This is a genomic window from Pseudomonas sp. Irchel s3h17 (assembly GCF_900187505.1).
GTDB lineage: Bacteria > Pseudomonadota > Gammaproteobacteria > Pseudomonadales > Pseudomonadaceae > Aquipseudomonas.
Genome location: NZ_FYDL01000023.1, coordinates 23674 through 36412, shown reverse-complemented (window position 1 = coordinate 36412; position 12739 = coordinate 23674). Strand labels below are relative to the sequence as shown.

The following is a 12739-nucleotide window of genomic DNA, read 5'->3' as shown; positions in this document are numbered from 1 at the left end:
ATAATGATAAGAACATGCTCGGCCAATGCCTGCGTCCGTCCACGACGCGAACGGCCTGGCCACACCCGACCGCACCCTCTCGCACTGGCGATACTGGCCGTCATGGTCGCGCCCGCCCAGGCGACCACGCTGGACCTCAATGAAGACTGGAGCCTGTCGACCAAGACCACCCTGACCCTGGGGAGCAGTTGGTCCACCCAGAACCCTGAAAAGAGCATGATGACCCGCGCCAACGCCCTGCAGGCGCAAGGCAAGCAGGCCAACGGCAGCAGCGTCAGCGCCGACGACAACCGGCTAAACTTCGAGCGCGGCGACCCGATCTCGCAGAACTTCAAGGGCTTGACGGACTTCAGCCTCGACGGTCAGGGGCAGGGGGCCTTCGTCCGCTTCAAGTACTGGTACGACCATGCCTACGAAACCCGTGACGGCCGGTTCAAGGACTTCGATGACTCGGGCTGGGACGACCTGTCCAAGTTCAAGGGCTTCAAGGCCCTGGACACCTATGTCTGGAAAGACTTCGTGGTCGCCGACCGGCCGCTGAACGTCAAGGTCGGCAACCAGGTGTTGTCCTGGGGTGAGGCACTGCTGATCCAGAACGGCATCAACGTGATCAACCCGCTGGACATCTCGGCATTCAACCGCCCCGGCGTGGAAATCAAGGAAGGCCAGTTGCCGGTGGAGATGCTGTCCTTCAGCTTCGGCCTGACCGACAGCCTGAACCTGGAAGGCTTCTATCAATACAACTGGCGCGAGAGCGTGCTCGACGGTTGCGGCACCTTCTTCGCCAGCAGCGATGCGATCCAGAAGGGTTGCGGACCGCTGTACCTGAGCCAGGTGCAGACCGACCAGCAAATGCAGAATTCCGGCTTGTACGCCACTTCCCGGGGCAATGAATCGCCGTCCGACAATGGCCAGTTCGGCTTCGCCCTGCGCAACATGATCCCGGCGCTGAACGACGCGGAAGCGGCGATCTACTTCATCAACTATCACTCGCGCCTGCCGTACTTCACCCTGAATGCGCGGGATGTCAGCCAGCCCGGGACCTTCCCTGGCGGCGTGCAGAATCCGAGCTACGCCGCCGCGTTCCCGGAAGACATTCGCCTGTACGGTTTCAGCCTCAACGGTGTCGAGCCCAACTCGGGGATTTCCCTGGCGGGTGAAATCAGCTACCGGCCGAACATGCCGCTGGCGATCAACGCACCGGACATCAACGTGGCGGTGATTTCCGGTCCGGGCGGCAGTTCCTGGGTCGACCTGCCAGCGGGCTTCAGCACCACCCAGGGCGACCGTTATGACGGCTGGGTGCGCAAGGGGGTCTGGCAGATGACCGGGTCGGCGACCCAGGCCTACGACAACATCCTCGGCGCCACGCGCTTGAGCCTGTTCGGCGAACTCGGCGTGGTGCACATCGAGGACCTGGACGACGAACGCCTGGGGCGTAACGCCGCCTTCGGTCGCAGCCGCCCGAAAAACGGCATGCCGTGCAACACCGTGGCATCGGGCGTTACCAACCAGTACTGCACGGACGATGGCTTTGCCACCGACTGGTCCTGGGGTTATCGCCTGCGCGCCAGCCTCGAGTACAGCGACGTTTTACCGGGGGTCAACCTGATCCCGGCGGTCAACTGGCGCCATGACGTGTCGGGTTACTCCTATGACCCGCAAGGGCCGTTCCAGGAAGGCCAGCAGGCACTGGGGCTGAGCCTGACCACCAACTACCTCAACGATTACAGCGTGGAACTGGCCTACAACGCCTTCTTCGGTTCCAACGACTACAGCACCCTGGACGATCGCGATTTTGCCTCGGTCAGCTTCAAGGTCGACTTCTAAGGAGTATCAGTGATGCGTATGCAAATTTGTGTGCTGGCCCTGGCCTGCGCGGCGAGCCTGGCGCACGCCAAAGGTACCGATTCAGCCACCCTGGGTAAGACCCTGACGCCCATGGGCTCGGAAATCGCGGCCAATGCCGACGGCAGCATCCCGGCCTGGACCGGCGGCCTGACCCGTTCCGCCGGCAAGGTCGACAGCAAGGGCGGCTACAGCGACCCCTATGCCAATGAAAAGCCGCTGTTCACCATCACCGCGCAGAACGTGGCGCAGTACCAGAAGTTCCTCAGCCCCGGGCAGGTTGCGTTGTTCAAACGCTTTCCCGACACCTACAAGATGAACATCTACCCGACCCACCGCAGTGCCAACCTGCCTAAAACGGTGCTCGATCAGAGTCGTGAAAACGTCGCCAAGACCAGCATGGCCGACGGCGGCAACGGGCTGCATGACTATGCTCACGGCATTCCGTTCCCGCTGCCCACCGAAGGCCTCGAGGTGATGTGGAACCACATGACCCGCTATCGCGGCGGCAGCTACGAGCGCATCAGCAGCTCGGCGCTGGTCCGTGAAAACGGTGCCACCAGCTACGTGCGCAACCAGTCGCTGATCAACTTCGCCGATACCATCAGCGGCCTTGAACCGGCGTCCAACACCCTGTTCATGTTCAAGAGCCGCGTACTGGAGCCGGCGCGCCTGTCCGGTGAAGCGGTGCTGGTGCATGAGCCGATCGACCAGGTGGCCGAGCCGCGTTCGGCCTGGCAGTACCTGCCGGGGCAGCGTCGGGTGCGTCGTGCGCCGATGATCGCCTACGACAACAGCGCCCGTTACAGCAACGGCCTGATCACCGCCGACAACATCGATGGCTACAACGGTGCGCCGGACCGTTTCGACTGGAAACTGGTGGGCAAGCAAGAGCTGTACATCCCCTACAACAGCTACAAGATCGGCAGCCACGAGCTCAAGTACGACGCGGTGATCAAGCCCAACCACGTCAACCAGGACCTGGCCCGCTACGAGAAGCACCGGGTCTGGGTGGTGGAGGCGACGCTCAAGCCCAACGCCCGGCACATCTATGCCAAACGCCGCTTCTATGTGGATGAGGACAGCTGGCAGATCGCGCAAGCGGACCAGTACGACAGCCGCGGCGAACTGTGGCGCAGCGGTGAACTGCATGCGATCCAGCACTACGACCACGGCTTCACCTACAACGTGCTGGAAACGTCCTATGACCTGATCGCCGGGCGCTACTACGCCGGTGGCCTGGCCAACGAAGAGGTCGAGCCGATGCGTGTCGGCTTCGCCGCCAAGACCGACGACTACACCCCGTCGGACCTGCGGCGCTGGGCCAAGTAAGCCGTCCTGCGGGGCATCACAGCAAAAATGTAGGAGCGAGCTTGCTCGCGATGGACGTTAACGAAGACGCGTACTTTCTGAATAAACGCGTCGCTCTTGAGTTCATCGCGAGCTCGCTCGCTCCTACAGAGCAGTGGTGGGCGCCGCTTTCATTGCTGTCAGGAGAAATTGCCATGCGCCACTGGATGACCGCATTAGCCTTGGGGCTCGGCGCGAGCGCTGTACAGGCCGCCAGCCTCGATCAACAGCAGGCCCGGGCCCTGGCCCAGGAAGCCTATGTGTTTGCCTTCGCTACCGGCGAGCACAACAAAGTGCTCAGCGCCATCGCCGCCAGGCTGCCGTTCAATGTGTTGTACAGCGAGCCACGCTTGCTGGGGCCGCAGGACGACAAAGTGGTGTCGCCGAACAACGACACCTTCTATTCCCGCGCCTTGCTCGACCTGCGCGGCGAGCCGCAGGTGCTGCAAGTTCCCGAGGTCGAGGGGCGTTACTACAACTTCCAGTTGGTGGACCTGCGCACCGACAACCTCGACTACATCGGCACCCGCGCGACCGGCAGCAAGGCCGGGCGCTACCTGATCGCCGGCCCGGACTGGCAGGGTGAGGTACCGGCCGGTTTCAATGGGGTAATTCGCTCGCCGAGCCGCGTGGTGTTCCTGATCGGGCGCACTGAGGTCAAGGGCGCCGCCGACCTTGAGCAGGCCGCGCACGTGCTCAAGGGCTACGCCTTGCAGCCCCTGTCCAGAGTGCTGGGAACCCCAGCACCCGCGGCGCTGCCCACCCTGCAGTTGCCGGTCTATCAGGACAGCAAGCAGGGGCCAGCGGTGGCGTTGTTCGAGCGCTTCAACCACCTCGCCGCGCTGCACCAGTGGGCACCCGCCGAGCAGCAGAAACTGGCGCGCTATGCCGAAATCGGCCTCCAGCCAGGTGTCGGATTCGCGCCGCCGCAAGACCTCAAGGCCGCGGTGGCCGAAGGCGCAGAAGCCGGCCGCGAACAGGTGCGAGTTGCCTCCAGCAAGCTGTCCGTGGAGCAGCAAGGCTGGTTCCGCTCGCCGTCCAATGTCGGCAAGTTCGGTGACGATGACCTGACTCGCGCGGCCGTGGCCTGGCGATACATCTATGCCAACGATCCTGCCGAAGCGTTGTACCCCATGGCACTGCATGACGCCCAGGGCCAGTTGCTCGATGGCAATAAAACCTATCGCCTGCATTTCGCCGCCGGGCAGTTGCCACCGGTGGATGCCTTCTGGTCCCTGACCCTGTACGACGGCAAGCGCCAATTGCTGGTGGCCAACCCGCTGGCGCGTTACTCCCTGGGCGATCGCAGCCCCGACCTGCGATACGACGCCGATGGTGGCCTGACCCTGACCCTGGCGCACCCGACGCCGGCGCAGGACGCCCAGAGCAACTGGCTGCCGACGCCGCAAGGGCCGTTCAACCTGATGCTGCGGTTGTACCTGCCGCAACAGCGGGCACTGGATGGCCGCTACCCGTTACCGACCATCGAAGCCATCAAGGGCGAGGGCTGAACCATGAATGCTCCTTTTAGCCGTCGTCGTCTGCTCGCCGGCATGAGTGTGGCCGGTGCCGCACTGGCGTGCCCGGGTTGGTTGCTGGCCGCCAGCCAAGTCAACCCGACCCCGTCCGAGGATATCCAGGCCATCACCCGGGACGCGTGGATCTACGCCTACCCGATGCTGATGCACTACCAGACCCTGGAGAAGCAGGTGCTCGACCCCGGTACTGCCGAGTACGTCGGCGGCTTCAACCGCTTTCGCCACTACAGCAACCTGTACACGCCGAAGAACCGCGAAATTGTCACGCCGAACAATGACACACCGTACTCCTGGGCCTGGCTGGACCTGCGCAGCGAGCCCCAGGTCTTGAGCGTGCCGGCGGTGCCCGAGGACCGTTACTACGTGCACCAGTTGGTGGATCAATACACCCACAACTTTGCCTATGTCGGGGTGCTGAGCACCGGGCGCGAGGCGGGGGACTACCTGATCGCCGGGCCTGGCTGGACGGGCGCAACCCCGGCCGGGATCAAGGCCGTGCTGCGCAGTGAAACCGAGATTGTCATGGTGCTGGGTCGCACCGCGCTGAAGAACGCCGAGGACATGCCGGCGGTGCGTGCCTTGCAACAGCAGTATCGCCTGCGCTCGTTGCACGAGTACGTGGGCACCCCGGCACCCGCAGCGGCACCCGCCATCGCGTGGCAGGCGTGGGACAGCAAGACCGGGCTGGGGCCGGGGTTCATCAATCAGTTGAACCAGATCCTCACGCTGTGTCCGGTCCAACCGGGCGAGCAAGCGTTGCGTGAGCGGTTTGCGCGGATCGGCATCGTGCCGGGGCAGGCGTTCGACCTGGCGGCCATGTCCGCCGAACAGCGCCAGGCGTTGCTCGCCGGTATCCAGGAGGCTCAAGCGCAGATGCAGGCCGCCGGGGCCAAGGTGCGCACCACCCTGGGCCTGTTCGGGACGCGGGAGGTGTTACAGGGCAACTACCTCAACCGTGCGCTGGGCGCGGCCATGGGCATCTACGGCAACAGCGTCGAGGAGGCGTTCTACACCGGCGCCAGGCAGGACAGCCAGGGCCAACCCTTGATGGGGGGACGCGGCTACCGCCTGCGCTTCGCGCCCGGGCAATTGCCACCGGCCAGCGAGTTCTGGTCACTGACGCTGTACGACTTGCCGGACCGCCAACTGGTCGACAACCCCATCGACCGTTACTGCCTGAGCAGCCGCAACTGGCTGCCCGCTCCGCAACATGGTGCGTTCACCCTGATCCTGCGCCTGTACGGGCCCGAGCGGCAGGTGATCGAGCAGCGTTGGCAGATGCCGGCGGTGGAGGCGGTCTGAGTCCTTTTATGGTGTGGCGAGGGAGCTTGCTCCCGCTGGGGCACGCAGTGGCCCTGACAGGACGATTGCGGTCTTTTACAAAGGCCTCGGTGACCTTTTGGGGGTTGCTGCGCAACCCAGCGCGAGCAAGCTCGCTCGCCACGGGGCAGGTGCTCAGTGCCTTGTGCTGATAGAGTCGAAAACCTTGTTCAGGACGGGACATCAGCATCATAAACCGCCAGACCGAACCCGGCCTGGCGGCTTTTTTGCCCTCGATAATCAGGGTGTGACGACATTGAACTGCGGGCTGAAGGTGTCCAGGCTGCCCAGCAGTTGGCCCAGTTTCTTGCCGTCACCCTGCAATTTGACCAGGCCTTTCTGGATGGCCGTCGGGAAGTCCAGTTGCTTGAGGGCGATCTGCTCCAGCGTCGCCTTGTTCATGCTGATGCTCGCGTCGGCCTGGGGATTGCTGCCGCCGCGGTGGGTCAGCACACCGTTGCGCAAGGTCAGGTTGTAGGCCTGGTTCGGGTCGTCGAAGGTCCAGTTCAACGTCAGGTCATGGCCGACGGCTTTTTCGCTGTTCAGGCGAATGGCCAGGAAGTCGAAGAACATGTCCGGGGTCAGCGCCCGCACCATGTCCGCCGACACCGAACTGCCGGCGATCGGTGGCACACCGTTGCGCAGTTCCATGGCAGCGGTCAGGTACATGTTACGCCAGGTGGCGTTCTCGCTCTGGTAACCCAGTTGCTCCAGCGCCTGGGCCTGGGTTTCGCGGCCTTCGCTGTTGTCCGGCTCGGCGAACATCAACTGGTTGCCCAGTTGCGTGGCCCAGCGGTAATCGCCCTTGGTCATGGCCTCGCGCATCTTGCCGATCACGGCCTCGCCACCGCCGATGGCCTCGACATAATGCTTGGCGGTTTCCACCGGCGGCAGCGGGTTGAGGTTCGACGGGTTGCCGTCATAGAAGCCCATGTAGCGCTGGTATACCGCCCGCGAGTTGTGGCTCAGCGAGCCATAGTAGCTGCGGGTGTACCACTTGTTCTCCAGCTCCCCCGGGAGTTTCTGCATGTTCTGCGCGATCTCCATCGGCGTCAGGCCCTGGTTCAACAGGTGCAGGGTGCGGTCGTTGAGGAAGGCATACATGTCACGCTGATCGGCGAGGAAGGTACGGATGCGCTCGCCACCCCAGGTCGGCCAGTTGTGCTGGGCAAAGAGTACGTCGGACTTGTCGCCGTAACGCGCCAGGCTGCTGTCCAGGTATTGCGACCAGGCCTTGGCATCGCGCACCGGGGCGCCGCGCGGAGTGAGGATGTTGTGCATCATCTGCGTGGCGTTCTCCGCCATGCACAAGGCCCGCAGCTGCGGCAGGTACAGGTTCATCTCCGACGGTGCTTCGGTGCCCGGGGTCAGCTGGAACTGCACCTCGATGCCGGCGATGGTGCGGGTGTCCAGTTCCTGGCTGATCAGGTCGGTCGGCGGGATCAGGGTGATGGTGCCGCCCGATGGCGTGTTCTTGCCCATGCCGGCGTCCACCTGGCCCTTGTCGCCCCGTGGCAACAGGCTGCCGAACTGGAACTGGGCGCGGCGGCTCATGGCGTTGCCGGCGTACACGTTCTCGCTCATGACGTGTTCCATGAAGCCTGCCGGCGCGAACACCTTGACCTTGCCGGCCTTGACGTCGGCCTCGTCGATCACCCCGCGCACGCCGCCGAAGTGGTCGACGTGGGTATGGCTGTAGATCACCGCCACCACCGGTTTGTGCGGACGGTTGCGGTAGTACAGGTCCAGCGCCGCCTTGGCGGTTTCGGCCATGGTCAGCGGATCGATGATGATCAGCCCGTCGTCACCCTCGATGATGGTCATGTTGGCCAGGTCCAGGCCGCGCACCTGATAGAGCCGGGGGCTGACTTCGAACAAACCGGCGTGGGCGCTGAGCTGGGCCAGGCGCCACAGGCTCGGGTTGACGGTGTCGGGGGCCTGCTCCTTGTCGAGGAAGGCGTAGCTCTGCATGTCCCAGATCACCTTACCGTCGGCGGTCTTGATCGGGTCCGTGAAGGGGGCGATCAGGCCACGGCTGACCGACTCGTAGTCGGTGCGGTCACTGAAAGGCAGTTGCTTGAGCACCGCCGCATTGCTGGCGGCGGTCAAGGGGCTGGCGGCGACGGGAGCTTGGGCGGCGGCAACCGATTGCGCCAGGCAGGCGGTGATCAGGGCGGCCAGCAGGCCGCGATGGGACAGGGTGAATCGAGGCATGGAGTCTCCGTTTTTATCATTATGGCTAGACCAGCCTGGAGCCTAAACGCCGGGCCAGAGACCTCGACAATCGTCAAACGACAAAAACCATGCAGGGCGTGCAAGGCTGTCCGCTATGCTTGGATTCACTGTCTGTGTAGCGAGCGCTGCCCATGCTCGAGGTTCAAGGCGTCTTCAAACGCTACGCCACCGCGCAAGGTCCGCTGGCGGTGTTGCAGGGTGTCGACTTGCAGTTGGCACCCGGCAGCAGCCTGGCGCTGATGGGCGAGTCGGGCAGTGGCAAAAGCACCTTGCTGCACCTGATTGCCGGGCTGGACAAGGTCGACCAGGGCAGCATTCGCCTCGGCGAGCAGCGCCTGGAACACATGAGTGAAGGCCAACGGGCGCGCTGGCGGCGCACGGAGATCGGCCTGGTGTTCCAGCAGTTCAACCTGATCGGCAGTTTGCGGGTCGACGACAACCTGGCGTTTCAGGCGCGACTGGCCGGGCGCCATGACCCGGCCTGGCACGGGCAACTGGTGGAACGCCTGGGGCTTGGGGATGTGCTGGGGCGCTATCCGGAACAGTTGTCTGGCGGCCAGCAGCAACGGGTGGCGTTGGGGCGGGCGCTGGCGTCGCGGCCACGGTTGCTGTTGGCCGATGAACCCACCGGCAGTCTCGATGAACACACCAGCGAGCAGGTGTTGGACCTGTTGCTGGAGCTGCTTGAGGACAGTCCCACCAGTTTGTTGATGGTCACCCACAGCCCCAGGGTCGCCGCGCGCCTGGCGCGCAAGGTGCTGTTGCAGCATGGACGCCTGGTCGACGCCGGCGCGCCGCGATGAGCGTTTTAGCCCAGACCCTGCGCGCGCTGCTCAGCCATTGGCGCCAGCATCCGGTGCAGTTCTTCAGTGTGCTGACCGGGCTGTGGCTGGCCACCGGTTTGCTGACCGGGGTCCAGGCGTTGAACAGTCAGGCACGGGACAGCTACGCCCGCGCCAGTCAATTGATCGGTGGCGAACCCCAGCCCAGCCTCAGCGCTCCCAATGGAGCGCCCTTCGCCCAAGCCCTGTTTGTCGAGCTGCGCCTGGCCGGCTGGCCGGTGTCGCCAGTGGTGCAGGGGCGGGTGATGCTCAAGGGGCAGGAAGCGCAGCGCCTGCAGCTGATGGGCATCGAGCCCTTGTCACTGCCGACGGGCACGGCCCTGGCCGGACAGACCCTGGACCTGGCACGGATGGCCGAGTTCGTCAGCCCGCCGGGCCGCACCTGGATTGCCCCGCAAACCCTGGAGGCGCTGGGATTGCGTGAGGGTGATCGAGCACAGACCACGACGGGGGCCAGCTTGCCGCCGATGCATGCCCAGGCCGACATGGCGCCCGGTGTGCTGTTGATGGACATCGGCGTCGCCCAGCAGGTGCTGGGTCTGGCGCAGCAGCTGTCACGCTTGCTGGTGCCACAGGCGTTCGTCGCCACACACCCTCGGCTGCCCGCCGACCTGGCCGGTCAGTTGCAACTGCAACCCGGCGGTGAAGAGAACACCCTGGCGCGGCTCACCGAGAGCTTCCATCTGAACCTCGACGCCCTGGGATTTCTGTCATTCGTCGTCGGCTTGTTCATTGTCCACGCGGCGATTGGCCTGGCACTGGAGCAGCGCCGCGGCCTGTTCAGAACCCTGCGCGCCTGCGGGGTCAGCGCCCGGATGCTGATCCTGGGCCTGAGCGTTGAACTGGGTGGGTTGGCCCTGCTCGGCGGGGTGGTCGGGGTGGTCAGCGGCTACCTGCTGGCCAGTGTCCTGCTGCCGGACGTTGCCGCCAGCCTGCGGGGGTTGTACGGTGCCGAAGTGGCGGGGCAGTTGAGCCTCAGCCCCGGGTGGTGGTTGAGCGGCATCGGCCTGAGCCTGTTGGGTGCCGGGCTGGCTGGCGTCAACAGCTTGTTGCGAGCGGCACGCCTGCCGTTGCTGGCACTGGCGACCCCGCAAGCCTGGCATCAGGCTTATGGGCGCTGGCTGCGGCGCCAAGGATGGGTGGCCGTTGTCATGGCACTGATCGGCGTGCTCGCGTGGGCGTGGGGGGACAGCCTGGGCAGTGGTTTTGTGCTGATGGCGGCCTTATTGCTGGGGGCCGCATTGAGTTTGCCGGTACTGCTCGATGGGGCGTTGAATCTGGCCTTGGGTCGCAGCCATTCGGTGCTCGGCCAATGGTTTGTTGCCGATTGCCGTCAGCAGTTGCCGGCGCTGAGCCTGGCCTTGATGGCCCTGCTGCTGGCGCTGGCCGCCAATATCGGGGCCGGCAGCATGACCGCCGGTTTTCGCCAGACCTTCAGCGACTGGCTGGGGCAACGGTTGATCGCCGAGCTGTACATCACCCCTCGCAATCCAGCGCAGGCCCGCGAACTGCAGCCGTGGCTGATGCAGCAGAATCTCGCTGCGGTGTTGCCGAGCTGGCAGGTCGCGGTGACCTTGCAGGGCTGGCCGGCGGACCTTCATGGGGTGATCGATCACGCGACCTATCGCCAGCACTGGCCGTTGCTCGCGGCCCGGGGCGATACCCCCTGGGAGCAGTTGGCGAGCCACGACACGGTGATGATCAGCGAGCAACTGGCGCGCCGACTCAAGCTTCAGTTGGGCGACCGATTGAGCATCCCCACCCCGCAGGGCGCCTGGGCGCCGCAGCTGATCGGGATTTATGCCGACTATGGCAATCCCAAAGGGCATCTGCTGGTCAACGCCCGGCACCTGTTGCACTTCTGGCCACAGTTGACGCCGAGTCGTTTCAACCTGCGCATCGAGCCTGCGCGGATTCCAGCCTTGATCACGGCGCTGCAAGCGCGCTTTGCCCTGGACGACAGTCGCATCGTCGATCAGGCCCGGCTCAAGGGCTGGTCGGAGCAGGTGTTCGAGCGCACCTTCGCGGCGACGGCCGCCCTCAACAGCCTGACCCTGGGGGTGGCCGGGGTGGCGTTGTTCATCAGCTTGCTGACGCAAAGCCAGAGCCGTCTCGGGCAACTGGCGCCGTTGTGGGCGCTGGGGGTGACCCGCCGGCAATTGATGCTGCTCAACCTCGGACAGACCTGGCTGCTGGCGTTGCTCACCCTGGTGTTGGCGCTGCCGTTGGGCATTGCCCTGGCCTGGTGCCTGGACACGGTGATCAACGTGCAGGCGTTCGGCTGGCGCCTGCCACTGCGGGTCTTCCCGTGGCAATTGGCGCAGTTGATGGGTCTGGCGCTGTTGGCCACCTTGCTGGCCTCGGCCTGGCCGCTCTTCACGCTCTACCGCACGCAACCCGCGGACTTGCTCAGGTGGTTTGCCCATGAGGATTGAACGGGCGTTTGCGCTGGTGTTGCTGGTACTGGCCGGTTGCGACGATGCCCCCGAGCGCCAGGAGGGGTTCGCCGGGCTGGGCGTTGACGCTGCCGCGTTCCAGCAGGTGACGCCGGGCCGGGTCTTCGAATTTCCGGCCGATCACGCGGCCCACGATGGTTTTCGTGTGGAGTGGTGGTACCTCACCGCCAACCTCAAGGACCCGCAGGGCCGGGCATTCGGTGTGCAATGGACGCTGTTTCGCAATGCCCTGCAAGCCGGCACGGAGCAGCCCGGATGGGCCAGCCAGGTGATCTGGCTGGGCCACGCGGCGGTGACGTCGGCGACCGTGCACCACGCCGCCGAGCGTTATGCCCGGGGTGGCGTGGGGCAGGCCGGGGTGCACCAGCCACCGTTTGCCGCCTGGATCGATGACTGGCGCCTGGAGTCGCAGGCCGACCGCGAAAACCCGTTGACCGACATGCGGCTGCAGGCCAGCGGTAACGGTTTCAGCTATCAATTGCGCCTGACCTCCAGCCGGCCAGTGGTGCTGCACGGGGAGCAGGGTTTCAGTCGCAAGTCCGAGCAGGGCCAGGCGTCGTATTACTACAGCCAGCCGTTCTTTGCGGCCAGCGGCAGCCTGGAGATCGACGGCACCACCTATCAGGTCAGCGGCCCGGCCTGGCTGGACCGGGAGTGGAGCAGCCAGCCATTGATGGCCGGGCAGAGCGGCTGGGACTGGTTCTCCCTGCACCTGGACGGTGGTGCGCAGTTGATGCTGTTCCGGGTTCGGCAACAGGTGGGCGCTCCTTACGTCACCGGCACCTGGATCAACCCGGACGGCAGCACCCACACGTTGTCCCGGGAGGACATCATCCTTACGCCGCTGGAGAGTTCCGAGGTGGCGGGGCGCAGCCTGCCGACACGCTGGTCGGTCAAGGTGGCGGGCCAGGGGCTGGACATCACCGTCGCGGCGCTCAACCCCAAGGCCTGGATGGACTTGCGCATTACCTATTGGGAAGGGCCGGTGCAGGTCAGTGGCAGTGATACGGGGGTGGGGTACCTGGAAATGACCGGCTATTGAGAGGCTCATCGCAGTCCTGGGCATCGTGCGGCAAAGTTTTAGTAAAACCGCTGATCTATGTCTATGCTCACTCGGCGCGCAGGCTTCAGACTGCTGTTGAAAGCCTTT

At 64.8% G+C, this 12739-nt stretch carries 8 protein-coding genes; 7 read left to right on the top strand and 1 reads right to left on the bottom strand.

All coding sequences use genetic code 11. From position 1 onward, the window contains the following. Nucleotides 1-3 precede the first annotated feature (3 nt). From CKW25_RS24155 to CKW25_RS24140, 4 genes are all read left to right on the top strand, one after another. Nucleotides 4-1830, top strand: coding sequence for a DUF1302 domain-containing protein (locus tag CKW25_RS24155; RefSeq protein WP_095083258.1), 1827 nt, complete (start codon nucleotides 4-6; stop codon nucleotides 1828-1830). A gap of 12 nt (nucleotides 1831-1842) precedes the next feature. Then, the gene (locus CKW25_RS24150) at nucleotides 1843-3180 is read left to right on the top strand and encodes a DUF1329 domain-containing protein (RefSeq protein WP_095083256.1); all 1338 of its coding nucleotides are present in this window, start codon (nucleotides 1843-1845) and stop codon (nucleotides 3178-3180) included. 173 nt (nucleotides 3181-3353) lie between these two features. Further along, nucleotides 3354-4709 carry a DUF1254 domain-containing protein gene (locus CKW25_RS24145; protein WP_095083254.1) on the top strand — a complete coding sequence of 452 codons (1356 nt, stop codon included), beginning with the start codon at nucleotides 3354-3356 and terminating at the stop codon, nucleotides 4707-4709. 3 nt (nucleotides 4710-4712) lie between these two features. Beyond that, complete coding sequence (locus tag CKW25_RS24140) at nucleotides 4713-6038, top strand: DUF1254 domain-containing protein (RefSeq protein ID WP_095083252.1); 1326 nt, start codon at nucleotides 4713-4715, stop codon at nucleotides 6036-6038. A gap of 258 nt (nucleotides 6039-6296) precedes the next feature. Here the strand turns inward: CKW25_RS24140 and CKW25_RS24135 are convergent, their stop codons facing one another. Beyond that, a complete protein-coding gene (locus CKW25_RS24135) occupies nucleotides 6297-8270 on the bottom strand; it encodes an alkyl/aryl-sulfatase (protein ID WP_095083251.1) in 1974 nt (657 codons plus the stop codon). Nucleotides 8271-8422: 152 nt separating this feature from the next. On the opposite strand from CKW25_RS24135, the gene CKW25_RS24130 reads away from it, so the two are divergent. From CKW25_RS24130 to CKW25_RS24120, 3 genes are read left to right on the top strand one after another with little or no spacing between them, the layout of a single operon-like run. Next, the gene (locus CKW25_RS24130) at nucleotides 8423-9094 is read left to right on the top strand and encodes an ABC transporter ATP-binding protein (RefSeq protein ID WP_095083249.1); all 672 of its coding nucleotides are present in this window, start codon (nucleotides 8423-8425) and stop codon (nucleotides 9092-9094) included. Beyond that, nucleotides 9091-11568 carry an ABC transporter permease gene (locus tag CKW25_RS24125; protein WP_095083247.1) on the top strand — a complete coding sequence of 826 codons (2478 nt, stop codon included), beginning with the start codon at nucleotides 9091-9093 and terminating at the stop codon, nucleotides 11566-11568. The genes CKW25_RS24130 and CKW25_RS24125 overlap by 4 nt, the downstream gene beginning before the upstream one ends. Then, nucleotides 11558-12631: a lipocalin-like domain-containing protein gene (locus tag CKW25_RS24120; protein WP_095083245.1), complete on the top strand. Its 1074-nt coding sequence runs from the start codon at nucleotides 11558-11560 to the stop codon at nucleotides 12629-12631. Before CKW25_RS24125 ends, CKW25_RS24120 begins: the two co-directional genes overlap by 11 nt. Nucleotides 12632-12739: the final 108 nt, after the last annotated feature.

Coding starts and splice junctions, on each gene's coding strand:
- CKW25_RS24140 (WP_095083252.1), top strand. CDS start 4,713: ATGAATGCTCCTTTTAGCCGTCGTCGTCTGCTCGCCGGCATGAGTGTG.
- CKW25_RS24130 (WP_095083249.1), top strand. CDS start 8,423: ATGCTCGAGGTTCAAGGCGTCTTCAAACGCTACGCCACCGCGCAAGGT.
- CKW25_RS24125 (WP_095083247.1), top strand. CDS start 9,091: ATGAGCGTTTTAGCCCAGACCCTGCGCGCGCTGCTCAGCCATTGGCGC.
- CKW25_RS24135 (WP_095083251.1), bottom strand. CDS start 8,270: ATGCCTCGATTCACCCTGTCCCATCGCGGCCTGCTGGCCGCCCTGATC.
- CKW25_RS24145 (WP_095083254.1), top strand. CDS start 3,354: ATGCGCCACTGGATGACCGCATTAGCCTTGGGGCTCGGCGCGAGCGCT.
- CKW25_RS24155 (WP_095083258.1), top strand. CDS start 4: ATGATAAGAACATGCTCGGCCAATGCCTGCGTCCGTCCACGACGCGAA.
- CKW25_RS24120 (WP_095083245.1), top strand. CDS start 11,558: ATGAGGATTGAACGGGCGTTTGCGCTGGTGTTGCTGGTACTGGCCGGT.
- CKW25_RS24150 (WP_095083256.1), top strand. CDS start 1,843: ATGCGTATGCAAATTTGTGTGCTGGCCCTGGCCTGCGCGGCGAGCCTG.